The sequence below is a fragment of the Streptomonospora sediminis genome (assembly GCF_054778995.1).
On the sequence record NZ_BAAGYZ010000018.1, the window covers coordinates 58866 to 83762 of the forward strand.

General features: G+C 71.9%; 15 protein-coding genes. 8 read left to right on the forward strand and 7 right to left on the reverse strand.

The window, feature by feature from the left end; genetic code table 11:
- Positions 1 to 159 precede the first annotated feature (159 nt).
- From ACYVD5_RS05300 to ACYVD5_RS05320, 5 genes are all read left to right on the forward strand, one after another.
- The gene (locus ACYVD5_RS05300) at positions 160 to 1020 is read left to right on the forward strand and encodes a carbohydrate ABC transporter permease (protein ID WP_460999770.1); all 861 of its coding nucleotides are present in this window, start codon (positions 160 to 162) and stop codon (positions 1018 to 1020) included.
- A complete protein-coding gene (locus tag ACYVD5_RS05305) occupies positions 1017 to 1877 on the forward strand; it encodes a carbohydrate ABC transporter permease (RefSeq protein ID WP_460999771.1) in 861 nt (286 codons plus the stop codon). Before ACYVD5_RS05300 ends, ACYVD5_RS05305 begins: the two co-directional genes overlap by 4 nt.
- Positions 1874 to 2884 carry a hydroxyacid dehydrogenase gene (locus ACYVD5_RS05310; protein ID WP_460999772.1) on the forward strand — a complete coding sequence of 337 codons (1011 nt, stop codon included), beginning with the start codon at positions 1874 to 1876 and terminating at the stop codon, positions 2882 to 2884. The genes ACYVD5_RS05305 and ACYVD5_RS05310 overlap by 4 nt, the downstream gene beginning before the upstream one ends.
- A complete protein-coding gene (locus ACYVD5_RS05315) occupies positions 2881 to 4755 on the forward strand; it encodes a DUF2264 domain-containing protein (RefSeq protein WP_460999773.1) in 1875 nt (624 codons plus the stop codon). Before ACYVD5_RS05310 ends, ACYVD5_RS05315 begins: the two co-directional genes overlap by 4 nt.
- Before the next feature lie 491 nt (positions 4756 to 5246).
- On the forward strand, positions 5247 to 6164 hold the full coding sequence (locus tag ACYVD5_RS05320) for an LLM class flavin-dependent oxidoreductase (RefSeq protein ID WP_460999774.1): 918 nt from the start codon (positions 5247 to 5249) through the stop codon (positions 6162 to 6164).
- A gap of 235 nt (positions 6165 to 6399) precedes the next feature.
- Here ACYVD5_RS05320 and ACYVD5_RS05325 read toward each other — a convergent pair whose 3' ends face one another.
- The 4 genes from ACYVD5_RS05325 to ACYVD5_RS05340 form a co-directional block, all read right to left on the reverse strand.
- The gene (locus ACYVD5_RS05325; protein ID WP_460999775.1) at positions 6400 to 7395 is read right to left on the reverse strand and encodes a D-alanine--D-alanine ligase family protein; all 996 of its coding nucleotides are present in this window, start codon (positions 7393 to 7395) and stop codon (positions 6400 to 6402) included.
- Positions 7382 to 8593 (reverse strand): alanine racemase, encoded by a 1212-nt coding sequence (gene alr, locus ACYVD5_RS05330; RefSeq protein ID WP_460999776.1) that lies wholly within the window; start codon positions 8591 to 8593, stop codon positions 7382 to 7384. The genes ACYVD5_RS05325 and alr overlap by 14 nt, the downstream gene beginning before the upstream one ends.
- A complete protein-coding gene (locus ACYVD5_RS05335; RefSeq protein ID WP_460999777.1) occupies positions 8590 to 9240 on the reverse strand; it encodes a M15 family metallopeptidase in 651 nt (216 codons plus the stop codon). Before ACYVD5_RS05335 ends, alr begins: the two co-directional genes overlap by 4 nt.
- A 494-nt stretch (positions 9241 to 9734) precedes the next feature.
- Positions 9735 to 10766 carry an acyltransferase family protein gene (locus ACYVD5_RS05340; RefSeq protein ID WP_460999778.1) on the reverse strand — a complete coding sequence of 344 codons (1032 nt, stop codon included), beginning with the start codon at positions 10764 to 10766 and terminating at the stop codon, positions 9735 to 9737.
- A gap of 650 nt (positions 10767 to 11416) precedes the next feature.
- Between ACYVD5_RS05340 and ACYVD5_RS05345 the strand changes: the two genes are divergently transcribed.
- Both ACYVD5_RS05345 and ACYVD5_RS05350 read left to right on the forward strand, forming a co-directional pair.
- Positions 11417 to 12391: a beta-ketoacyl-ACP synthase III gene (locus ACYVD5_RS05345; RefSeq protein ID WP_460999779.1), complete on the forward strand. Its 975-nt coding sequence runs from the start codon at positions 11417 to 11419 to the stop codon at positions 12389 to 12391.
- Between the two features lie 925 nt (positions 12392 to 13316).
- Positions 13317 to 16157: a helix-turn-helix transcriptional regulator gene (locus ACYVD5_RS05350; protein WP_460999780.1), complete on the forward strand. Its 2841-nt coding sequence runs from the start codon at positions 13317 to 13319 to the stop codon at positions 16155 to 16157.
- 93 nt (positions 16158 to 16250) lie between these two features.
- Here the strand turns inward: ACYVD5_RS05350 and ACYVD5_RS05355 are convergent, their stop codons facing one another.
- Together ACYVD5_RS05355 and ACYVD5_RS05360 are read right to left on the reverse strand one after the other, a co-directional pair.
- Positions 16251 to 17096, reverse strand: a complete 846-nt coding sequence (locus tag ACYVD5_RS05355; RefSeq protein WP_460999781.1) for a class I SAM-dependent methyltransferase — start codon at positions 17094 to 17096, stop codon at positions 16251 to 16253.
- Between the two features lie 259 nt (positions 17097 to 17355).
- On the reverse strand, positions 17356 to 18960 hold the full coding sequence (locus ACYVD5_RS05360; protein WP_460999782.1) for an MFS transporter: 1605 nt from the start codon (positions 18958 to 18960) through the stop codon (positions 17356 to 17358).
- Between the two features lie 259 nt (positions 18961 to 19219).
- On the opposite strand from ACYVD5_RS05360, the gene ACYVD5_RS05365 reads away from it, so the two are divergent.
- Entirely contained in the window at positions 19220 to 20257 is a 1038-nt protein-coding gene (locus ACYVD5_RS05365) for a TetR/AcrR family transcriptional regulator (protein WP_460999783.1), read from the forward strand.
- Positions 20258 to 20293: 36 nt separating this feature from the next.
- Here the strand turns inward: ACYVD5_RS05365 and ACYVD5_RS05370 are convergent, their stop codons facing one another.
- The gene (locus tag ACYVD5_RS05370; protein WP_460999784.1) at positions 20294 to 24877 is read right to left on the reverse strand and encodes an SDR family NAD(P)-dependent oxidoreductase; all 4584 of its coding nucleotides are present in this window, start codon (positions 24875 to 24877) and stop codon (positions 20294 to 20296) included.
- Positions 24878 to 24897: the final 20 nt, after the last annotated feature.

Consider the following 24897-nt stretch of genomic DNA (forward strand, 5'->3'; position numbering starts at 1 on the left):
GCAGGCCCCCGAAGCCCGCGGGCCGCCCCCGCCGCGAGCGGGCGGCCGGGCCGCGCCGCCGCGGCCGGCTCCGCATCCGCGTCCCCACCCGGGTCCCGCACCGGCCCGCCGCGCCGCCGCATCGGCGGCCGGAACCAGGCGTTCGCCTGCACCGTGCTGATGGCGCCGTTCTTCGCGCTGCTCGTGGCCGTGTTCCTGATCCCGCTGGGAACCGCCCTATGGCTGAGCTTCTTCGCCGACGACCGGTCCGGGCTCGGCTTCGGGCCCCAGAACCCCGCCTTCGTTGGGCTGCGGAGCTACGCGGCCGTGCTCGGCGACCCGACCTTCCTCAGCGGACTGGGCGTGGTGTTCGCTTTCTGCCTGCTCTACATCCCGCTGCTCGTACTCGGCGCGCTCGGCCTGGCGCTGCTGCTCGACTCGGGAGCGGCGCGGCTGCGGTCGTGGGTGCAGCTCGGATTGTTCCTGCCGCACACGGTGCCCGGGATCATCGCGGCCATCATCTGGCTCTACCTGTACACACCCGGGCTCAGCCCGGTGGTCGACGCGCTCGGCAGCGCCGACATCACCATCGACCTCCTCGGCGTGCACACCGTCGTGCCGTCCATGGTGAACATCGCGCTGTGGACCAACCTCGGCTACAACATGGTGGTCTTCTACGCCGCGCTGCAGGCGGTCCCGCGCGAGCTGATCGAGGCCTCGGTGGTCGACGGCGCCGGACCCGTCCGCACCGCGCTGCGGATCAAGGCGCCGATGATCCGGTCCTCGGTCGTGATGGTCGTGCTGTTCAGCCTGATCTTCACCCTGCAGCTCTTCACCGAGCCGATGCTGCTCAGCCAGTCCACGCCCGTGGTCAGCTCCCGGTTCTCGCCGAGCATGTACATCTACGACGCAGCCTTCACCCGCAACAACTACGGTCTCGCCGCGGCAGCCTCCGTCATCCTGCTGACCTGCACCATCGCCCTGTCCTACGGAGTCACGCGCCTGACCAACCGCACGGCCCGCCGGAAGGAAACCCGATGAGCAGCACCCCCGCCTCCGCCCGGCCCACGCTCATGGGGCGCACGGCCGTGAACACCGTGGCCGGCATCGTCGTCCTCTACACCCTGCTGCCCGTGCTGTGGCTGGTGCTCGCCGCCTCCAAGGACGCCGACGCCCTGTTCGGCAGCGACCTGCTCTCGCTGCAGGGGTTCTCGCTGCTGTCGAACATCGGCGACCTGTTCACCATGGACGGCGGCCTGTACGGCCGCTGGTACCTGAACACCCTCGTCTACGCGGGCGCGGGAGCGGCGATCGGCGCGCTGGTGAGCGTGGCCTGCGGCTACGCCTTCGACAAATACCACTTCCGGCACAAGGAGCGGCTGTTCGGCCTGGTGCTGGCGGCGGTGATGGTGCCGCAGACGGTACTGGCGCTGCCGCTGTACCTGCTGGCGTCCTACACGGGCATGGTGAACACCTTCTGGGCGGTGTTCATCCCGCTGCTGTTCAACCCGTTCGGCGTCTACCTCGGCCGGATCTTCAGCGAGGGCTACGTGCCCGGCGAGGTACTGGAAGCCGCCCGGATGGACGGCACCGGGGAATTGGCCATGTACTTCCGGGTGGCGCTGCGGATGCTCGGGCCCGGTCTGGTCACCGTGTTCCTGTTCCAGCTCACCGCGATCTGGAACAACTTCTTCCTGCCAATGGTGATGCTCTCCGACCAACGGCTCTACCCGGTGGCGCTCGGGCTCTACAGCTGGAACAGCGCCGCCACCGTCTCCCCCGAGTACTATCCCGTGGTGATCACCGGTTCGTTGCTGGCGGTGCTGCCGCTCATCCTGTCGTTCCTGCTGCTCCAGCGCTTCTGGCGCTCCGGCCTGACCGCGGGGGCGGTCAAGTGAGCCGCCTCCCCCGCGCCGCGCTGGCCATGGCCCCCGATGCGGCCCGGGCCGTCCTGGACGACGGCGCGCTGGACGCACTGCGCGCTGTCTGCGATCTCGCACCCGGGCCGGTCCTCGACGACTTCTCCGGCGCGCGGGCGCGCAGCGTCCTGTCCGAGGTCGAGGTGCTGGTCACCGGCTGGGGCTGTCCGCCACTGGACGGGGCCGTGCTCGCCGCGGCACCGCGGCTCGCCGCAGTGGTGCACACCGCCGGCTCGGTGCGCGGACACGTCACCCCCGCCTGCTGGGACCGCGGTATCGAGGTGTCGTCCGCGGCGGCGGCCAACGCCCTGCCCGTCGCCGAGTACACCGTGGCGATGATCCTGCTCTCCGGCAAGCGGGTGTTGGAACGCGCCCGCGACCACCGGGCGCAGCGCCGCCGCGAGGACATCGGCCGGATAACCCGCGGCGTCGGCAACTTCGGCCGCACGGTCGGCATCCTCTCGGCCTCACTGGTGGGGCGCCGGGTCATCGAACTGCTGCACCCCTACGACCTGCGGATACTGCTGCACGACCCCTATGTCACCGCCGAGGACGCGGCGGCGCTCGGTGCCGAACCGGTCGACCTGGACGAACTGTTCGTGCGCAGCGACGTGGTAAGCGTCCACACGCCGCTGCTGCCGGCCACCCGGGGCCTGGTGAGCCGGAAACTGCTCGGGATGCTGCGGCCCGACGCGGTCCTCATCAACACCGCGCGCGGCGCCGTGGTCGACCAGGACGCCCTCACCGACGCGGCGGCGGCCGGACGCATCCGCGCCGTCCTCGATGTCACCGACCCCGATGTGCTGCCCGCCGACCACCCGCTGTGGGACTGCACCAACGTGCTGATCACCCCGCACTTGGCCGGATCCCAGGGCAACGAATGGCAGCGGCTCGCCGAGGTGGCGGTCGCCGAACTCGGGCGCTGGGCCGCCGGAACCGGATTCGCCCATCCCGTCCACCGCGAATCACTGGAGCGGATCGCGTGAACCCGCTGGAGCTGCCCGCCGACGACCGCGCGCTGAGCCCGCACACCGGCTACACGCGCCAGCACTGGGAAGCCGCCGCCGACGGGCTGCTGGCCGCGGCGTGGCGGTGGGCGAGCCCGGCCGGCGCACTGCTGGACCTGCCGGGCCGGCCCTCTGCGGCCGGAGTCCGCTGCGACGGGCTCGAAGGTTTCGCCCGGACCCTGCTGATGGCGGCCTTCCGCGTCGCAGGCGCCGGCGGCGCTGACCCGCACGACCGGATGGGCCGCTACGCCGATGGGCTGGCCGCGGGCACCCGCACGCCGGGATCCGGCGATACGGAGTCCTGGCCGGTCATCGGCGACCACGACAAGCACGGCCAGCCCATGGTCGAGGCCGCATCGATCGCGCTGGGGCTGCGGCTGTGCCGGCCGTGGCTGTGGGACCGGCTCGGCCCCGCCACCCAGGACCGGGTGGCGGCCTGGCTGCGCGGTGCGCTGTACGCACTGCCCGCGCCCAGCAACTGGTACCTGTTCCCGTTCACCGTGGCCGGTTTCCTGGAGTCGGTGGGCCGCGGCGACGCCGACACGCGCCGGGTCCGCGAACGCGCGCTCGCGCTGCTGGAGGAGTGGTACCGCGGCCAGGGCTGGTACTCCGACGGCGACGGGCGCGCCTTCGACCACTACAACGGCTGGGCGCTGCACGCCTACCCGGTGCTCGACGCCCACCTGCGCGGCGAGTCCACGGTGCACGGCGCGCGCCTGGCCGAGCACCTGACCGGTTTCGGGCTGCTTTTCGGCGGCGACGGCGCGCCGCTGTACCTGGGCCGGTCGATGACCTACCGGTTCGCCGCCGGGACCGCGGTGGCCCTCGGCGCGGTCACCGGGAACACGCCGCTGGCCCCGGGAGTGTCGCGGCGGCTGCTCAGCGGGAGCCTGCGGTACTTCCTCGACCGCGGCGCCGCCGATGCCGGAGGGCTGCTCAGCCTGGGCTGGCACGGGCCGCACCCACCGACGGTCCAACCCTATTCCGGCCCCGCCTCGCCGTACTGGGCATCGAAGGCGTTCGCGTGCCTGCTCGCGCCGCCCGACCACCGGCTGTGGACCGATACCGAACTGCCGGCGCCGAGCGAGGGCCCCGACCGGGTGCTCGCGCTGCCCGCACCGGGCCTGCTCGTGCAGACGACCCGCGCCGACGGCATCGTCCGGGTGCACAACCACGGCAGCGACCATATCCGCCCGCACGAAGGCGAGTCGGCTGCGGGCGAGGACCCGCTCTACGCCCGGCAGGCCTACTCCACCCGCACCGGCCCCACATCGGCGGCCAACCCCGCGGACAACCATTTCGCCGTGGTGCACCGCGGTCTGCGCAGCGTGCGGCGCCGCATCCATCCGCTGGGCGCCGATCAGGGCGAAGGGTGGGGCTGGGCGGCGTCCTGGCACCGGCCGGTGTTTCCGGGCGGCTCGCCGGTGCTGCCCGCCCTTGCGGTCGAGAGCGTGGTGGTGGTGCGGGCCCGCTGGGAGTTGCGTGTGCACCGCGTGGTGGGCGCACCCGCCCGGGCGCGCGCCGAGCTGACCGGGTGGGCGGTCGCGCCCGGCGAGGCCCCGGCGGCGGAGCTGCACCCGCTGCACGGGTGGGCGGAGCGCGAAGAGGTGCGCGCCCCGGCCGGTACGGCTTTCGCTTCTTGGGTCCGGCTGCCCCGGCTCGTGGCGCCGGTCGAGGGGACCGCGGTCTTTGCCGCCCTGGCCGCGCTGAGCGCCGATCCGGAGCCGCTGGAGGCGGCCGCGGTGATCGGCGAGGTGGCCGCCGGGCCGGACGGTATCTCGCTGCGCTGGGCCGATGACGGCGCGCTCACGCGGATCGCGTTCGGGCCGCTGCGCGTAACACAGGAGTGAGCGGGCGCGCGTTTGTCCGTTATGTCGGGTTTCCGTTGCTGATCATGCAGAAATGCCGGTCTCAGCTGTGAAATCCGGGCATTTCCGCAGGGTCGGCGCGCCGCCCGCCCTTGCCGCCTGCGGTGGGAGCGGTGTCCGCGCGCCCCGGCCGACCGCGGCCGTCGCTGCCGCTTTTCAGCCCAGGCCACCCGTCGCCCGGCCGCGGGCAAGACCGCCGAGCGGGCCCGTGTCCGCCTTTGGCTCCGGGCGACGGCCGGCGGTCGGCGGTCGGCGGTCGGCGGGACTCCGGCCGTGGTCATGCGCGTTCCTCCACTGGACTTGCAAAACGGAACAATGTTCCATATATTCTTTCGGAGCAGCGATCCGGATATCCACCATGCCGGATCGCGGCGCGATACGGCCAATGCCGATCACCGAAACGGACACCCCATGAGCAACACACCACCGGCCGGTGCCGGCGCCGGCACCCCGCTGGGAAGGACCGACTCGAAATGACCGACACCAACGCCTACACCAACACCGGCGCCGGCCCGGCTCCGCAGGGCGGCGGGCCGAGTTTCGGGATCATGACGCCGCCGTCGCAGGTCGGCTACGACGACATCCTGCGGGTCTGGGAGGAGGCCGACACCGTCCCGCAGATCGAGCACGCCTGGCTGTTCGACCACCTCATGCCCATCTTCGGCGCCCCGGACGGGCCCACCTTCGAAGGCTGGACGCTGCTGTCGGCCCTCGCCGCACGGACCGAGCGGCTGCGCCTTGGGCTGCTGGTCACCAGCAACCGGATCCGCCCGCCGGCCCTGCTGGCCAAGATCGCCGCCACCGTCGACACGGTCGCCGGCGGCCGGCTGGAGTTCGGCATCGGAGCGGGTTCGCGGACCGACATCCCCATGGCCCGCAACGAGTACGACGCCCACGGCCTGCCGTACCACGACGCCGCGCACGCGGTCGGCAGCCTCGCCGAGGCGTGCACGATCATCCGCCGGCTATGGTCGGAAAACGTACCGTTCGACTTCGACGGCGGCTACCACCGGTTGACCGGTGCCTACTGCAGCCCCAAGCCCGTGCAGCAGCGGCCCTGCCCGCCGATCACGATCGGCGGCCGCGCCACCCGGACGCTGCGTGTGGTGGCCGAGCACGCCGACCGGTGGAACATGCCCGGCAGTATCGAGGACGCCATCGAGCGCAGCGCCACGCTGGACCGCCTCTGCGCCGAGATCGGCCGCGACCCGGCCGAGATCACCCGGTCCATGCCCCTGTCCGCGTCCTACGACCGGCCCGGCGACACCCGCGACGAGATCCGCGCGGCGCTCGGCAGCGGGTTCGACCACATCGTGATCAACCTCCCCGCGCCCTATCCGGACGGGGTCGCCCACTGGGTCGCCGACACGCTCATCGATCCCGTCCGGTAGGGGATCCCGCCGGCGGTGGGCGGCACCCCGAATCGGGACGGCGGGCCGCTTCGACGGGGTGGTCCCGCAGGCCGCGCTATCGCAGCGGGCGTCGGCGACCCGGGCCGCCTGGATCCGGCGGCTGCCGGCCGCCGGCTGATATCGGCCGGCAGCGGCGGTGCACGTGCCACCGCCGCCGGCCGGCGGGCCCGGCCGCCCGGCCCGGGACCGGAGGGGGCCGGTCCCCGCGGCGCTGCTACCTGTCGGCCATTGCCGTGCGGATCAGAATGTCGAGCAGTGCGGAATAGTCGATGCCCTGGGCCTCGAACATGCGCGGCACCTGCGACTTGGCGGTCAGGCCGGGGACCACGTTGATCTCGTTGAGGGTCGGTTCGCCGTCCTCGTCCACGAAGTAGTCGAAGCGGGCCGTGCCCGTGCAGCCGAGCAGGCGGTAGAGCTGCAGGCTGGTCCGGCGGAGCCGGTCGGCGCACGCGTCGGAGACCGGGGCCGGGACGATGAACTCGGCGCTGCCCGCCACGTACTTGCTTTCGGTGTCGAAGAACGCGGCCGAACCGACCCGGATCTCCAGAGGCGCGCTCACGGCGAGGGTTCCGTCGGGGTATTCGAGGACGGCGTTGTCGATCTCGCGGCCCCGCGCCTCCTGCTCGACCAGGACGTAGCGGTCGAACTCGGCCGCGTGGGCGATGGCCTTGTCCAACTCCGCCCGGTCGGTGACCCGCGAGACACCGAAGCTGGAGCCCTCCTGGTCGGGCTTGACGAACAGCGGCATCTCCAGGTCCGCGGGCAGGGAGTCGAGGGCGTCGGATCCGGCGGTGCCCACGTCCAGCAGGATGCCGGGCGCCACCCGCACGCCGGCATCGCGCGCGAGCAGCTTGGTGAGGTGTTTGTCCATGCTCACCGCCCCGGCCCGCACACCGGGTCCGACGTAGGGCACCGAGCACAGGTCCAGCAGCGCCGCCAGGGTCCCGTCCTCGCCACCGGTGCCGTGGATGACGGGGAACACGACGTCGGCGTTCTCAAGTACCGCGACCGCACCGGCCAGCCCGGGCAGCGCTTCGCCGCCGTCGCCGTACCACCGGCCGTCCCGGCCGATCAGCAGCCGGGTGCCCCGGTAGGCGGTGGTGTCCAGATGCTGAAGGATCGAGTCCGCCGACGCGACGGACACGTCGTGTTCGGCGCCCGTCCCTCCGCAGATGACGATGACATCGAGGCGTTCGTCAGTACTGGGCATGGGGTTCTGTCTCCTTCAGGTCAGGCGACATTCGCACGTACGAGGGGCGCACCCCCGAGAGCCGGGCGGCGTCTTGGGGGATGGTCGGGGTGGCCGGGCGGGACGGCCCGATGACGCGTTCCACGCGCGGCCCCACGCCGGTCATCAGTTCGTGTTCGTTGGTGCGGCACCAGCGCGCCCAGTCGGCCGTGGTCGGTTCGCCCGCGTCGCCGGGGCCGTAGACGGTCGCCTCGTCGCCGGCTTGCACCGGCAGGTCGCCGGCGTCGACCAGGATCTGGTCCATTGACACGGCCCCCACCACGGTGCACCGGCGGCCGCGGACCAGCACTTCGGCGGTGCCGGAGGCGACTCGGGGAATGCCGTCGGCGTAGCCCACCGGCACCAGGGCGAGCCGGGTGCGGGTCCGGGTGATGTGGGCGTGGCCGTAGCCGACCGGGGTGCCCGCCTCGACGTCGCGCACCATGGCCACCGGCGCGGCGAACGTCAGTGCGCGGCGCAGCCCGTACCCGCCGGTCGGGTCGATCCCGTACAGGCCGGCACCGATCCGGACCATGTCGTACCTGGTGCGGGGGATGCCCAGGGCGGCGGCGCTGGCTGCCAGGTGCCGGACCACCGGGCCCGCGCCGGCGGCGCGCAGCTCCGACACGGCGTGCTCGAACAACCGCACGGCCTGCTCGTTGGCCGGGTGGTCGGGTTCTTCGGCGCAGGCCAGGTGGCTCATGACACCGGCGATCCGCACCCGGCCGGCCTGCTCCAGGAAGCGGGCGCGGCGGCACAGCTCCGGCCACAGGTCCGCGGGTGCCCCGTCGCGCGACATCCCGGTGTCGGCGAACAGGTGGATGCCGGGTGCCCGGTCGGCGCCGCGTGCGGCGTCGGCGATGGCGTTGAGCTGCTCCAGTCCGCCGGCGGCCAGGTCGATGTGCAGCCCGATCGCCTCGGTGTAGTCGGTGCCCGGGGGGTTGAGCCAGCTCAGCACGGGGGCGGCGATGCCCTGTTCGCGCAGTCGGACGGCCTCGCGGACGCTGGTGACACCGAGGCTCCGGGCCCCGTTGGCCAGGGCCGTGCGTGCGACTTCGGCGGCTCCGTGGTTGAAGCCGTCCGCCTTGACCACCGCCATGAACCCCGAAGAGAGGCCGGCGAACTTCCGGGCGTTGTGTGCCAGCGCCTCCAGGTCGACGGTGAGGGTGGCCGTTGTCACACGATCGCCTCGGCTGCCGGCCAGGGGCCGTAGAGGGCGTAGGGGGAACTGGTTGCGTAGGCCCAGTAGCGGTCGCCGTAGCCCCAGTGCCACCACTCGGTGGGGTAGTTCACCAGTCCGCGGCCTTCGAGGGCTTCGGCCAGGATGGCGCGGTTGTCCCTGGCGAGCGGGTCGAGGCCGGGGGCGTCGAAGTAGCAGGCCCCGTCGCTCTCCTCCGGGGTCGCGTCGATCGCGGTGCCCATCCACAGGGGGCGCCGGTCGGCGTCGACAAGGGTGAGGTCGACCGCGGCGCCGGCGACGTGGGGTGCCACGCCGATGGGCGCCACGAACCGGCTGGAGAGCCGCTCGATCTCCGCGGCGCCCTTTTCCGGGTGGAGGCGCCGCAGCGTGTCGGTGTAGGCGGTGATGATCGCGTGCTGGTCCTCGGGTGAGCGGTGGCCCTGGGCGACTCCGAACCGCAGGCCGGCGGGCAGCGCGTCCTGGGCCTCGCGCAGGCGCGCGCCCAGAGAGGACCGCACCCGCATCCCCGCGGTGTCGTCGGGGTTCATGCAGTGGATGCCGAGGCTCCGCAGGTCGACCAGGGGCTCCCCGCATTCCCGCACGGGGAGGTCGGACACCTCGGGGTCGGCGAGGAGGGGGTGGGTCACGGAGGTTCTCCTGACACTCATACGTGCACGGGTCTGCGGGGGCTCCTCGACACGGCCGCGGGGGCATACGGCCGGGTGTCAGGGTAGGAGCAGTACAGGGGTGGACATATCCGTCAAAGGTACCGATTCATTGGACCCGGGTGCGGTTCGGCGGAGATTGCGGAAAATAGCGTGAGCCACTGCACGGCTCGGCAGAGGTGCGGCCGGTGCGCGGCAGTGCCCGGTCCGAGCGCGTCAGCGGCCCGCTCGCGGGTCCGTCCGCATGCGCCCGCAGAGATCTCCGCCACGCGCCGCGCGGCTGCGCAGGGGCAGGGGGCGGGGGTTGGCCCGCCATCCCGCACGTCCGTGCGGAACCGGCGCGGACGTGCGGGATGGCGGGCCGGGCGGCCGGGTTGCTCCCGGCCGCCGGCGGCCGTATCCGATCCGCTAGACGGAAACCACCCGAACCACCGGACCGCCCGGTGCTGCCGGGCCCGGGCGGAACCGGGCCCCGTTCACTTCCCGGACCACCGGTCGAGTAGGGGCTTCTCCAGGAAACGCCAGCTCAGCCACCCCATCAGGAAGGTCAGCGGCATGGAGATGACGCCGCTCAGCGGCTCGTACCAGTCGCGCAGTACCAGCACGATCGGGTAGTTCCACAGGTAGGCGCCGTAGCAGGTCATGCCCAGGCCGACCATCATGCGCATGAAGCGGTTCGAGGAGTCCGGCCACGCCGACGCGCGCATGATCAAAAAGCATGTGACCGCGGCGACACCGGGGGCGATGACCAGGTAGGTCCAGGCGTGCCCGCGCAGGTGGAACAGGCACAGCACCGCAAGTATCGCCACGGCCGTTGCCACACCCGCCCAGTGCCCGTTGGCGGTGGGGCGGATGAGTCCCTGGCGCTCGGCCAGCGCGGTGCAGGCGCCGATGACCAGTGCGATTCCCCAGGAGGTGGGGAACCGGTAGGCGACATCGAGGTCGGGCGCGACCATCAGCATGCCCGCGAGGCAGCCGAGGATGACCAGGACCGCCGCGGTGATGAATGCCGCCCACGGGCGGCGGCTGCGCATTCCGGCCCACAGCACCAGCGGCCACAGGATGTAGAACTGGACCTCGGTGGCCAGGGTCCACAGGTGGAAGGACGCGGCGGAGCCGATGTCGATCGGCAGGTTCGTGGTGTAGGTGATGCCGACGAGCAGCGTCGTGGGCAGCAGCTCGACGTCGTCGAGCGGGTTGAACAGGATCGTCACCAGGGCGAGCCCGGCGAGCATGGCCCACAGGGCGGGCAGCAGCCGGACCGCGCGGCGGCGGGCGTAACGCAGGACGTCGATCCTGCCGTTGCGCTCCCACTCCGACAGCAGCAGGCGCGTGACGATATAGCCGCTCAGGGCGAGGAAGACGGTGACCCCGACGACTCCCCCGCCGGGGATCGCGTCGGGGAAGCCGTGGTAGCAGACGACCAGCAGTACGGAGAATCCCCGCAGGACGTCCAGACCGACGATTCTGCCGCTCTTGGCCGGTGGCTTGGTTTCCGTGGTCGTCACGTGCGTGTCTCCAGGTCGTCCAGTGCGGCCGGAGCCGCAGCGCCCCGGAGCGGCTCGTCCGGGGCCGTCGTTCCTCGATGGTTCGGGGGGTCGCAATGACCGGGCTCGCCGAGCTCGCACGCTCTTGGTAACGCTCTAGCGGCGGAGCGGCGCCGTTCGGTGGCGGGCATGGGGGACGGATCTCTTTCGTGAGGGGGTTCTCCGGGCACGCGTGGCTGCGCCGCAGGCATAAGCGCGCGCACAGGACGCGACGCCCCGGCCGCACGCGCGTTCGCCGCACGGGGGGATCGCCGGGATCTCCCCCAAGATAGCGGGAACGCGGACGGATCCGGTATCGGGCGGAGGTTCCGATCGGGTGAACGCGGGTACAGGGTAACGCCGCCGGCCGCCGGCGGGGCGGCAGGTGCGTACGGGACAACGCCACCGGGTCGCGGACCGGGCGGATCGTCCATACACCGCGCATACAGTGCCGCGGGACCGCCGCAGCCGCCGCACCTCCTCCCGGCCACCGCGCGGCAGCGCCGCACACGTACGCTCTTTCGCGACGGCCGCTATAGAGTCATGCCTGCAACCACTACCGAACCGGTCCAAAAGCTCCTGCACCCGGCTCGCACCGAAGACGGAGCGGGCCCTCTTCCAGTGGAGGCCCGATGAGAATCCGCCAAACCGGTGCCCGCATCGCAGCACTCGGGCATTACCTGCCCTCGCGCGTGGTCACCAACGACGAATTGGCGCGCAGCGTGGACACCACCGACGAATGGATCCGGACCCGGGTGGGGATCTCCACCCGGCGGCTGGCCGAACCCGACGAGACCGTCGCCGACCTGGCCGGCGCCGCGGCGGCCAAGGCACTGGCCAGATCCGGGGTCGATGCGGCCGACATCGACCTCGTAACGGTTGCCACTTGCACCGCTGTGGACCGCATGCCCAACGTCGCGGCGCGGGTGGCGCAGTGGCTGGGCATCGGCAGCGCCGCCGTCTTCGACCTGAACGTCGCCTGCTCGGGGTTCTGCTACGCGCTGGCCACCGCGGACCATGCCGTGCGCAGCGGTGCCAGCCGCAACGCGCTGGTCATCGGTGCCGACAAGATGTCGGACTTCCTCGACTGGGAGGACCGGGCGACCTGTGTCCTCTTCGGCGACGGTGCCGGCGCCGCGGTGCTCACCGCGGCCGGCAGCGAAGACGAATCCGGTATCGGTCCGGTGGTCTGGGGATCCGACCCGGACCGCGGATCGGCGATCACCCTGGAGACCACCGGGCCCAACGGCCCGCCGGCGCTGTTCCGCCAGGACGGCCAGGCCGTGTACCGGTGGACGACGACCCGGCTCGCCGCCGTCGCGCAGGAGGCCTGCGAGGTCGCCGGCATCACGCCGGCCGAACTGGGCGGGATCGTCACCCACCAGGCCAACCTGCGCATCATCGAGCGGATCGCGCACCGGCTCGGCGCGCACGACGCCGTTGTCGCCCGCGACGTGGTCGACTCCGGCAACACCTCGGCGGCCAGTGTCCCGCTCGCCCTGTCCAGGCTCATCGAGAGCGGCTCGCTGCCGACCGGCACACCGGTGCTCCTGCTCGGATTCGGTGCCGGCCTCGCCTACGCGGCGCAGGTCGTGCTCTGCCCCTGAACCGGCCGCCCCGGCTCGGCACCGCCGCAGGACACGAAAACCATTTCCAACACCGGAATAACGGGCCGGGGAATTCGCCGGCCGGCTGCGAGCATTCGCCCGCCCACCAGCGGAAATCGGGAAACCGCGCAGGCGTGGCCGCAATCGGCCCCCGCCCGATGATCTCGAACGTTGCCAGTGGGCAGGATGTTTGCACAGTTCACGCCGGGCCCGCCCGCACAACAACTCCGGAAGCGGGCACTCACGGCGGCAGGGCGAGCTGCGTATGGTTGGAGCATGCGCTCGTCCCCCGTATCCGTTGAAAGCCAGCCGACCAGTGATCGCCGCATCCGCTTCGATCGGTGCGCCGCAGCCGAACGGTTGCGGAATGGTCGCTCGCGTCCGTTTTATGGCCTTGGTTCATCGCCACCGGTGACACGGTGAGCTCAATGGTTGCCCTGGTCCTGCGCCGCCCCGCCCGGCAACGGGCGGGTTCCGAATGACCGGCCGCCGCCGCCCGCCCGCGGGTGGCGGCACGTCCTCCGCGCGGCCGGCACGGCCGGCGGAACCGGCTGAGCCCCGCCCCCGCCGGCCACCGTGAAGTCCTATAACGCGCAGATCAAGCCCGGATTTGTCGAACGCCGGTCCCGTTTCGAAGTAAATATGATCTTGCGCGCCCGCTCCGCTCGCAAAACATGAAACGGAACCCATGATTACCATCGCCGACACATCCCCCTTGCCTAAATCCGGAAAGCTTCCTATACGATAGCCACCCGAGGGGCCGATTAATTAGCCGGCGTGTGCCCGATCTCCCATCGACGGCACATCCGTTTGACCTTCGGAGTCCTTGCCGCACCCAGTGGCGCGGGTTAACATCCCGCAACCGGGCGGTTCACGCTGCCTTTTCGCGGACCTTCCTCCACAGTCAAACAGGCGAAGGGGAGTCATGCAGTTCGCTGAACGCGAATCCGAGATAGCCGACCTCACCTCACTGCTCACACAAAGTAAGCAAGGGCGGGGGCGAATCGCGATGCTTACCGGGCCGGCAGGGTCCGGCAAGACGCAAACCCTCCACACCTTCGCCGACTCGGCCATCGCATCCGGTGCAATCCACTTGGGTGCGACGTGCTTACGGAACGAACAAAACCTGTCACTCGGTGTTGTCCACCAGATCTTCCAGAGCGTGGCCGCACTGCTCGGCGAAAAGCCGCACGCGCTGAAACTGCTGCAGGACGCGGTTTTCACCTCGAACCCCTCGGCCATCCGCCCCGAAGACCTCAACTGGATCGGGGTCACCCAGGGCCTGTGGGAGATAATCACCAGCCGGTCGCAGCGCGACACGATTCTCATCACCGTCGACGACGTCCAATACGCCGATTCGATCTCCCTCGAAGTTCTCCTGCATTTCATCAACCGCATGCATTCGGCGAACGTGTTCATGGTTTTCAGCGTGAACGAGGGGCCCAGCGGCGTTCCGTTCCGCATCCAGACCGACCTGATGCACCACCCGCACTGCCAACGGATTCGGCTGGCCCCCTATTCACCTGCGACGATCGCGCGGCTGGCCCTGGAGCAGCTGGGTGCCGAGGCCGGCGACCGGACCGCCGCCGAGATCCACCGGATCAGCGGCGGTAACGCGCTGCTCGCGCACTCGCTCATCGAGGACCGGCGCAACTCCGCCGGCGGCGACGACGGGGGCGCGGTGGCCGCCGACGGGTTCACCGGATCGGTGCGCACTCTGCTGCAGCGCATCGGCCCGACACCGCTGCGGATCGTGCGCGCCGCCGCGGTGCTGGACTCGTTCGCCTCGGCTGCGCTCATCGCGGAAATGCTGAGCGCCAAGCGCGACACCGTGGACCGGGCGCTGGCGTGGCTGGAGGGCATCGGCCTGATGGACGCCGACGGGTTCCGGCACCCCGCCGCCCGGGCGGCCGTCCTGGACTCCCTCGAACCGGAGGTGCGCCGGGACCTCAACGGGCGCGCGGCCCAGGTGCTGCACTCCATGGGCATGCAGTCCACGGTGATCGCCGACCACGTCCTCGACGGAGGCACGATGCACGACCCGTGGATCCTGGACGTGCTGCGCGAGGCCGCCGACCAGGCGCTGGCCACCGATGAGTACGACCTCGCCATGCGCTACCTGCGCTTCGCGGTGGACCTGTGCGCCACCGAGGACGACCGCACCGCGCTGACCCTGGCGCTGGCCAAGGCCGAGTGGCGGATCAACCCCTCCACCGCGATCACCTACACCCCGCGGCTGCTGCAGGCCGCCCACGCGGGCCGGCTCGGCGGTGGCGATGTGCACTGGCTGCTGATGTGCATGCTGTGGCACGGCCACACCGACGAGGCGGTCGGGCTGCACGGCCTGCTGGAGCGCGCCGAGGGCGAGCAGGGCCGCGAAGGCGAGGACACCGCCGTGTGGCGGCTGGCCGCCGAACACTGGCTGGCCAGCACGCACCCGCCGGTACTGCACCGGCTGCGCGGCACCTACCGCCCCTCGCCCATGGAGGAGGACGGCGGGTTCCTGCCCACCGGGCTGTACGGCCGCGCGGTCACCGCCCTGACGGCCAACCTGCACGACGGCGAGACCGACACCGCGCTGCGAACCGGTGAGAAGGTGCTGCACTCGGTGCAGTTGGAGGGGTGCAACATCGAGCCGGTCGAGGCCGCGCTGTTCTGCCTCGTCTACTCCGACCACACCGAAGAGGCGGCCGACCTGGCCCGCTTGCTGTTCGAAACCGCCGAGCGGCGGTCCTCCCCGACGTGGGTGAGCGTGCTCGCCGCCTTCCGCGCGCATATCGCCGAACGCCAGGGCGAGCTGCTGGAGGCGGTGGAGTACGCGCGGCTGTCGCTGGAGGTACTGCCGCCGCGCAGCCTGGGCGTGCTCGCGGCACTGCCGCTGGCCACCCTGATCGAGGCCTACACCGAAATGGGCCAGTACGAGCAGGCCGAGCAGTACCTGCGGCACCCGCTGCCCGAGACCGTCTTCCAGACCCGCTACGGGCTGCATTTCCTGGCCGCGCGCGGCCGCTACTACGTTGCGGTGGGGCAGTCGCACGTGGGCCTGAGCGACTTCCTGAAGTGCGGGACGCTGATGCGCACCTGGGAGGTCGACACGCCGCTGCTGGTTCCCTGGCGGCTCGGTGCGGCAGCGGTCTCGGTGGTGCTGAAGGACTACTCCCGCGCCCGCAAGCTGCTCGACCTCCACCACGGCCTGCCGCACGGGCATTCGCCGCGGATCCGCGGTTTCGCGCTGATGGTGCTGGCCTCCACCAAGGAGCTGCGGCGGCGGCCCCCACTGCTGCGCGAGGCCGTCGACATGCTGCAGGCCGCCGGGCACAGCATGGAGCTGGCGCACGCGCTCACCCGCCTCAGCCACGACCTCGCCGCCCTGGGTGAGACCGACAAGGCGCGGCTCATCGGGCAGCAGGCAGACAACCTCGGCGAGCGGTGCCACGCCGAACCGCTGCGCAAGCAGGTGGCCAGCGCTTTCGAGAACGGTTTCGGGAAGGCGGCGGTGAGCCGGCCGCAAAGCCCCCTGAGCCCGGCGGAGCACCGGGTCGCCTCGATGGCGGCGCTGGGCTACACCAACCGGGAGATCTCCAAGAAGGCGCACATCACCATCAGCACGGTCGAGCAGCACCTGACCCGGATCTACCGGAAACTGAACGTGAACGGCCGCAACGACCTGCCGCTGCTGTTCTCCGCCAAGGAACTGGGGGCCGCGAACCGGGCCGCCGCCGACGACCGGCCGCAGCACCTGCCGGGGGCGTCCGTGCCGCATTGACGCCGGCCCGGCCCCGGCGGTGCCGATACCTCGCCAATGCGACCGGTGCGCCCGTGCGCCCGTGTTCACCGCGGGGCGGCGCTGACCGGCCGGTCAGCGCGGGTCGCGCTTGCGGCAGACGAAGGTTGCCCAGCCCAGTTCGCCGCGGTCGAGTGCCGTGCACACCGCGTCGCACGAGGACGCGTAGTCCAGCATCGCGCCGCGCGCCGCGCTGTCGGAGGTGCGCTCCGCCCGCTCGCGGGCCGCACCGGAGTTGCGCTCGTAGGACCGCCGCAACTGCCCGTTGAGGCTGCGTACGAGGAGTATCTCGAACCCCGCCTCCTCCAGCGCGGCCTGGTACTCCACCATCGAGCACCGTCCGCACTCGCCCAGCAGGCCGTGGCCTGCTTCGGGGGTGCTCGCGCCGGTGCCGCTGCGCGGCTGCACGAACTCGGTGCAGGCAAACGCGCCGCCAGGGCGCAGGACCCGGTGGATCTCGGCGTGGCTGCGCCGCGTGTCCGGCACGCCCTGCAGCGCGTCCCTGCTGACGACGTGGGTGAAACTGCCGGTGCCGTAGGGCAGGTGCATGGCCGAGGCGCGCCGGAAGTCGATGTTGAGCCGGTACCGCTGGTGGGCCAGGGACTCCCGGGCGAAGCGGACGTAATCCCCATCGGGGAACACGCCCTCGCCGCGGCAGCCGAACCGCTTGGCGAGGTAAAGCAGCAGGCTCTCGCAGCCGCCGCCGATCTCCAGGACGGTGGATGCGCCGCCGATCCGGGCCTCGGCGGCGAGCAGGGCGGCGGTGTGTTCGGCGTCGGTGCGGACGTCGTCGCCGCTGTCCGGTGCGTCGTCGGCGGTGCCGGAAGCGGCCTCCGGGGTGCAGTGGTCGATGAAGTCCCCTTGCAGGACGGCGTCGCGGGTGGCAGGGCTGAAGAACGTCTGCAGGAGCTGGTCGTTCACGTCGTCGGATTCCCCTTCGGATTTTGGACGTGACTTAGGGTGACGACCCTTATCGGTTCTCCGCGCCGAGGGCCGTGAGCTCGTTGCGCGGAGGGCCTACCCGAGCGGTGAGGTTCCGCTTCCAGCGTGGCTGCGCCGGCTCAGCGGAACAATGGTGCGGGCTTCCCCCTACCGGGGTGCGCGCCTCCCGTCCTGCAGGGAGGTGCACCCACCGGTAGGAGCGGCGGCGCGGGGCGGTCTCCGCGCCGCCGCGGTCGGGTCAGTTCACTGGGGTTTCCGCGGCGGGCTCGCCGCCGGTCTCGCCGCCGGAGTTTCCGCCGGATTCGCCGGCCGGTGCGTCGTCCGACTCGATGCGGGCGTTGCGCAGGTTGATGAACGCCAGCAGGCCGGTGAGGAGCATGACCACCGCCCCGGCCACGGCCGCCGCCTGCATACCGCTGACATAGGCTGTGCGCGCCGCGGCCGCCAGTGCCTCGCCCACCGCCGTGTTGAGCTCGGCCGCGGCCGCCATGGCGCCGCCGACGGTCTCCGAGGCCGCATCGGCCGCGGTGTCGGGGACGCCGTCCGGCATGTCGCCGATCAGCGTGGCGCGGTACACGGCCACGCCGATGCTGCCCAGAACCGCGGCGCCGAGTGCCTGCCCGAACTCCGTGGAGGACTCGAACAGCCCCGAGGCCGACCCGGCCTTTTCCGGCGGTGCCGAGGCGACCACCATGTTGGAGGCCAGCGCCTGCACCGAGCCGATGCCCCAGCCCAGCAGCAGCAGGCCGCCGAACAGCAGCGGAATGTTGGAGGCCGTACCGAGCTGGGAGACGAGCACGAAGCCGACCGCGCCGCAGACCATGCCGAAGCCCATGATGTTGCCCGGCCGGAACCAGCGGGTGAGCGCTGCTCCCACCATCGACCCGGCCACCGAGCTGACGGCCGTCGGCAGGGTCATCAGTCCCGCCGTGAATGGGCTCATCCCCAGTACCGACATCAGGTACTGGGTGATGAAGTAGAACGTACCGACCAGCGCGAAGACCGCGAGTGTCGCGGCGATCAGGGCGACGCTGAACGCCTTGTCGCGGAAGAGCGCGAGGTCGAGCATGGGGTCGTCGAGGTGCCGCTGGCGGCGCACGAACACCACCACGAAGACCGCGCCGACCACTGCGGAGACCCAGGTGAGCACCCCGTAGTCCTGCTCGGCGGCCATCTTCACCGCGTAAACGATGGGCAGCGCCGCAAGCAGCACAAAGACCACGCTGAGGATGTCGAACCGGCCGGCCGCCGGATCGCGGTACTCGGGCAGCAGGAACGGGCCCAGGACCAGCAGCAGGACCATGAGGGGCACGTTCATCAGGAAGACCGAGCCCCACCAGAAGTTCTCCAGCATCCACCCGCCGATGATCGGTCCGGCCACGCTGCCGAGGGTGAACACCGCGGCCCACACCGCAATGGCCATCTGGAGCTGGCGCGCGTCGGTGAACATGGTCCGGATGAGCGCGAGCGTGGGCGGCATCAGGGTCGCCGCGGCCGCCCCCTGCAGAGCGCGGGCGGCGATGAGCAGCTCGGCGCTGGGTGCGTAGGCGGCGACCGCCGAAGTGGCGGCGAACGCCACCGCGCCGAGCAGCAGCAGCTTCCTGCGGCCGATCCGGTCGCCGAGGTTGCCCATGGGGATGAGCAGGCCGGCGAGCAGGAATGCGTAGATATCGACGATCCACAGCTGCTGGGCGCCGCTGGGCGATAGCTCCGCGGTCAGCGACGGCAGCGCGAAGAACAGCACCGTCACCGTGACGGAGATGAGCAGCACCGGGAGCATGAGGACGGCCAGGCCGATCCACTCCTTGACCCCGGCCTTGGCGCCGCTTTCTGCGACACTCATCGATCACACCTTTCTCGTACTGTGTAAGCGCAATTTAAGAGTACACCATATGGCAGTGCTTGCGATCGGCTACCCGAACCCAGATCCGCCGCCATCGGCCCATGACCCCCTTAAGCTCCCTATTCACCAGGGAAAGCCAAGATCGACGGGCACCCGGAGAGGAAATTTCATCACGAGAGCCAGGCTTTATTTCATCACGGTTTTGGCGTGATAATATTTCATCACAAGCCAATGGGATGTGATGAAAAGAGGCTGCCCCATGCCGACGTGCGTACAGTGCGGCAAGGAACTCACCGTCCCCGCCCGCGGGCGCAGACCCCGCTACTGCTCCCGTTCCTGTCAGGCCCGCGCTTACCGGGCGCGCGCGGCCGCCGGCACCGACCGGGCCGCCGACCAGCAAGAACACGGGGATGCGGCCGCAGCGGGAGGCCCCGGCCACCCGGCGCGCCCCCCGCTGCGATCCGTCCCAGAGCGCGGCGAGGCACCGCGCTCCGGCGGGAGCCTGTCCCGCGAGCGGATCGTCCGCACGGCGATCCGCATCGCCGACTCCGACGGCCTGGAGACCATGTCCATGCGCCACGTCGCCGAGGTGCTCGGGGTCAAGGTGATGTCGCTGTACCACTACATCAGCGGCAAGGACGAGCTGATCGACCTGATGGTGGAGGCCGTGTTCAACGAACCCGAGGCGCCCGAACGGGGCCCGAGCGGGTGGCGGACCGAGCTTGAGGCCGCCGCGCGGTGGGAGTGGTCGCTGTACTCGACGCATCCGTGGGTCCTGGAGGTGATCGCGACCGTACAGCCCCCGCTCGTCCCCAGCCTGCTGTCCGGGATCGAGCGGAGCCTGCGGGCGCTGGACGGGTTGGGCCTGGACGCGGTCACCGCGCACCGCGTCTACCTGAGCGTGAGCGGTCTCGTGCAGGGACTGGCCCTACTGCGGGTGAGCGAGATCGCCGCGGGCCAGCGCGGCGGCGTGCCCCTGTCCCAGTGGCGGGCGGTGAAGGTGCCGGCGGTACTGGAGGAACTGGGCGCCGACAAGTACCCGCGGCAGGCCGCCCTCCGCGACAGCGTCTCCGACCTCGTCGACCTGGAGGCCGTCTTCGAGTTCAGCCTGCACCGCCACCTCGACGGCCTCGCCCTGTTCCTTGAGGGCACGGAGGCTCGGCCGCCCGCGTTCCCCGGGGGCGGCGGGGCCGGATCCGCCGGGGCCGCGGCTTCCACGGCGTCAACCGCGACCGCCGGGCGTCCCGGGCGCACCGAGCCCGCCGGCCCAACGGCGCCCGGGGGCGCGGGGCGGTGACCCCGCCCCGCGTCCCGGTCCGGTACCGCCGGCGGCTCAGGAGCCCTCAACGCCCTCGGACCGCGCCAGCCACGCCTCGACCACGCGCGCCATGTGCGCCGACTCCTCCTCCAACATGGTGAGGTGGTCGCCGCGGACCTCCCGCAGTTCGTGGTCCAGGTGCCAGGTGGCCCTCCAGTCGCCCTCCTTGACGCGCTCGCCGCCGGAATCGGGCAGCGGGGTGTCCGGGTGCAGGAAGAGCACCGGGGTGGCGATCTCCTCGACCGCGGTCTCGCGGAACAACCGGTAGTAGCGCCCCATCGCGGTCATGCGGGTATCGCTGAACGGGCCGTAGGTCTCGGCCCGCTCGAACATCCCCGCCAGCATCTGCCCGCCCAGGTCGTCGATCACCGCACTGCCCGGCAGGAAGGTGTCCAGCAGGATCAGCCCCGCCGGATACACCCCCCGCGCCTCCAGGTAGGAGACGGCGGCGTGCGCGAAGTTGCCGCCGCCGCAGTAGCCCAGCATCACGAACGGCTCGCCGGCGGCGGCTTCGACGATCGACTCCGCCCACATGCGGGTGATCACCTCGGCGGTCTCCGGCAGGCTGTCGTCAGGGGCATAACCGGGCACCTGCAGTGCGTACAGGTCGCGTTTGCCCTGGAACCGCGCCGCCAGCCGGGCGAACTGGGCGGCTCCGCCCAGCGCCATCGGAGTGCTGAAGCAGAACAACCGCGGCCGGGCCGGGCCGGTTGCCAGCGCCAGCGGCGGCCAGGGCCGGTCCAACTCCTCCAGCGAACCGAACGACGGCCGCAGCTTGGCCGCCGACTCCAGCATGGCCAGCCCCTCCTGGATCTTGCCCGCGGGCGCGGCGTTGCGCAGCAGCGTGCTGAGCGAGCCGCCGTCCGCGCCCGCTCCCCCGGCCGCCCCCGCCGGCGCCGCCGGGGCGGCGGAGACGCCCGCGGCGCCCTGGCCGGCGTCGAACGCCATTTCGTCGGCGATGAACCGGGCCAGCTCCGCGGGGCTGCCGCGGTCGAACACCGCCGTCGCCGGCATCCGCAGCCCCGTCGCCCGGTTCAGCACGTTGCGCAGTTCCATCGCCGTCAGCGAGTCGAAGCCCGCCTCCAGGAAGTTCTGCTCGCCGCGCACCGCCTCGGGCCCGGCATGGCCGATCACCTTGGCCGCGCACTCGCGTACCACCGTCGTCAGTTCGCCGACCCGTTCGGCCTCCGGCACCGCGGCCAGCCGCTGCTCCAGGGTCGACGCCCCGCCCGCGGCCGGGCCCGCCTGGGCGCTGCGGCGCCCGCCCGCGCTGCGCACCAGCCCGCGCAGCGGCGCCGGCAGGCCCGTTCCGGCCGCGGCCAGCGCCCGCGTGTCCAATGGCAGCGGCAGCACGTACGGGCGCGCCCCGGCAAGGGCCGCCTCCAGCAGCCGCTCGCCCTCCGCGACCGTGATCCGCCGGTACCCGGAGCGTTCGATGCGGGCGACGTCGGCGTCCGTGAGGTGCGCGCTCATCCCGCTGGGCTGCTCCCACAGCCCCCACGCGAGGGAGAGGGCGGGCAGGCCCTGCTCGCAGCGGTACGCGGCAAGCGCGTCGAGGAACGCGTTGGCCGCCGAGTAGTTGCCCTGGCCCGCGCTGTCCAAGGTGCCCGCCGAGGAGGAGTACAGCACGAAGGCGGCCAAATCCAGGTGGCGAGTGGCTTCGTGCAGATGCCAGGCGGCATCGGCCTTGGGCCGCAGCACCCGGTCCACCTTTGCGGTGTCGAGAGAGGACACCACCCCGTCGTCCAACACTCCGGCGGTGTGGAACACGACCGTCAGCGGATGTCCGGCCGGCACCGCGGCTATGAGCGCCTCGACCTCGGCCGGGTCGCCGAGGTCGCAGGCGGCGATGTCGACCACCGCACCCGCCCGCTCCAGCTCCTCCCGCAGTTCGGCGGCGCCGGGCGCATCAGGGCCGCGGCGCGAGGCCAGCAGAAGCCGGTGCGCGCCGCGCTCGGCCACCAGGTGGCGGGCGAGCACCGCCCCCAGCCCGCCGGTACCGCCGGTGACCAGCACCGTCCCGTCCGGGTCGGGCTCGCGCGGCATTGTCAGCACCAGCTTGCCCGTGTGCTTGGCCTGGGCCATGTGCCGGAACGCCTCCGGCGCCCGCCGCACATCCCAGCACCGCACCGGCAGACCCGCCAGGGCGCCCGCGGAGAACAGCGACAACAGTTCGCCGAGCATCGCGCCGATGCGCTCGGGCCCGGCATCCATCAGGTCGAAACTGCGGTACACCACATCCGGGTGGGTTTCGGCCACCGCGGCGGGGTCGCGCCGGTCGGTCTTGCCCATCTCGATGAAGCGCCCGCCCGTACCCAGCAGGTCCAGCGACGCGTCGGTGAACTCGCCCGCAAGCGAGTTCAGCACCACGTCCATGCCCGCATCGCCCACCAGTGTCCGGAACGCTTCGGCGAAGCCCAGATCGCGGGAGGAGGCGATGTGGTCCTCGGCCACCCCCAACTCCCGCAACCGGTCCCACTTGCCCGGCGAAGCGGTCGCGAACACCTCCGCACCCGCATACCGGGCGATTTGGACGGCGGCCATGCCCACACCGCCCGCACCCGAATGGACCAGCACCCGCTCCCCGGCCCGCAAGTCCGCCAAATCCCGCAGCCCGTAGTACGCCGTGCAGAAGGCTCCCGGGACGGAGGCGGCGTCGGCGTGCGTCCAGCCCTGCGGCATCGGCGCCGCGGTCCGCCCGTCGACCACCAGGCCGGGGCCGAACGCCCCCTCGCCCATGCCCATGATGTGGTCGCCGGCCTCGAACCGGGTGACCCCGGGACCGGTCTCGGTGACCACGCCCGCGAACTCGCCGCCGATCGCGCCGCCCTGCTCGGGCACCATGCCCAGCACCACGACCACATCGCGGAAGTTCAGCCCGGCCGCACGCACCGCGACCCGCACCTCGCCCGGCGCCAGTTCCCGGTCGGCCTCAGGCGCCGGCACCAACGCAAGATTGCCGATCGAGCCCGCCTCCGTGGTGTCCAACCGCCACGAACCCGCGCCCGCCGGAACCGCCAGCTCCGCCGCCGCCTCCGCCCGCACCAGCCGCGGAACCAGCACCTCGCCGCCGCGCACCGCCACCTGCGGCTCATCGGTACCTGCGGCGGCGGTGCGCAGACTCTGCGCGGACCGCTGCGACCCGTCCAGGTCCACCAGCACGATCCGGTCCGGGTTCTCCGCCTGCGCCGAACGCGCCAAACCCAGCACGGCCGCCGCCGCGGGATCCGGCGCCGCATCGGCGGACCGGGCCGCAACGGCGCCCTGGGTCGCCAGGACCAGGCGGGTGCGGGAGAAACGGTCGTCCTGCAGCCACGTCCGGATCACGTCCAGGGCCTGATCGAGCGAACGCCGCAGGTCATCGGTTGCCGCCGCGCCGCCGTCGGCGCCGGGACGGCCGCTGGTCGGCAGAGGGAGCAGGGGGAACGGTACGAGCACGGTGCCCAGGTCCGGCACGTCCGCCGCTGTCGCCAGGTCGGGTACGTCCTGCACCTCTGCGCTGGACCACCGCAGCCCGTCGGACAACTCCGCGCCGCCGTCGCCGGCGGCACCGCCCACCACGGCCCAGGTGCCCTCGGCGGGTGCCGGATCCCAGCCCGGCGGGGACACCCAGTGCAGATGGTGCAGGCCGTCCTGCCCGGCGCCTTCGGCGGCCGGTGCGAGTCCGCCCGCCGGGACCGGCCGGGTGACCAGGTCGCGGATGAGGGCGACGGGTTGGCCGGCGGTGTCGGCAAGCCGGAAGGTGTGTCCGCCGCCGTCGCTGTTGGGGGCGGCGTGTACGCGGATGTGGGTGGCGCCGGAGGCCAGCAGTTCCACACCGCTCCACGCGAACGGCAGCTCGACACCCCCGCCCTCGGCGCCGGTGCCATCGGCGATGCCGGCGGCCAGGCCGAGAGTGTGCAGTGCGGAGTCCAGCAGTGCCGGGTGGATACCGAACCGCCCGGCCTGGGCGGCTTCGCGTTCGGCCAGCTCGACCTCGGCGAACACCTCGCCGCCGCGCATCCACGCCCGCTTCAGCCCTTGGAACGCGGGCCCGTAGCCGTAGCCCGCGGCCGCCAACCGCCCGTAGTGGCCCTCCGCGTCGACCGGCCGGGCACCCGCCGGCGGCCACTGCGCCAAATCGAAGGACGCCGCCGCGTCACCGGTGTCCTCCGCAGCCAGCACACCCGTGGCATGGCGGGTCCAGCCGCGCGTGCCGGTACGGGAGTGCACGGCGACCGACCGCCGGCCGGTGTCGTCGGCGGCGCCCGCGGTGACCTGCAGGACCACGGCCGCACCGCCCTCGACCACCAGCGGCGCCTCCAACGTCAGCTCCTCGACAACGGAACAGCCGACCTCGTCACCCGCGCGCACCGCCAACTCCACGAACCCGGTCCCGGGAAACACCACGGTCTCGCCCACCGCATGATCGGCCAACCACGGCTGCACCGAAACCGACATCCGGCCCGTCAGCACCGCACCGCCCTGCTCCGGCAACTCCACGGCCGCCCCGATCAACGGGTGGTCCGCGGGTTTCTGGCCCAGCGCGCCGGCGTCGGTGGGTTGGGCGGCCGGTTCCAGCCAGTAGTGCTGGTGTTGGAACGCATACGTCGGCAACACCACCCCACCCGACCCCGCAC

Bases quoted from the DNA above. Each gene is read 5' to 3' on its own strand.
- ACYVD5_RS05300 (WP_460999770.1), top strand. From the start codon at position 160: ATGGCGCCGTTCTTCGCGCTGCTCGTGGCCGTGTTCCTGATCCCGCTG.
- ACYVD5_RS05305 (WP_460999771.1), top strand. From the start codon at position 1,017: ATGAGCAGCACCCCCGCCTCCGCCCGGCCCACGCTCATGGGGCGCACG.
- ACYVD5_RS05320 (WP_460999774.1), top strand. From the start codon at position 5,247: ATGACCGACACCAACGCCTACACCAACACCGGCGCCGGCCCGGCTCCG.
- ACYVD5_RS05325 (WP_460999775.1), bottom strand. From the start codon at position 7,395: ATGCCCAGTACTGACGAACGCCTCGATGTCATCGTCATCTGCGGAGGG.
- ACYVD5_RS05345 (WP_460999779.1), top strand. From the start codon at position 11,417: ATGAGAATCCGCCAAACCGGTGCCCGCATCGCAGCACTCGGGCATTAC.
- ACYVD5_RS05350 (WP_460999780.1), top strand. From the start codon at position 13,317: ATGCAGTTCGCTGAACGCGAATCCGAGATAGCCGACCTCACCTCACTG.
- ACYVD5_RS05360 (WP_460999782.1), bottom strand. From the start codon at position 18,960: ATGAGTGTCGCAGAAAGCGGCGCCAAGGCCGGGGTCAAGGAGTGGATC.
- ACYVD5_RS05365 (WP_460999783.1), top strand. From the start codon at position 19,220: ATGCCGACGTGCGTACAGTGCGGCAAGGAACTCACCGTCCCCGCCCGC.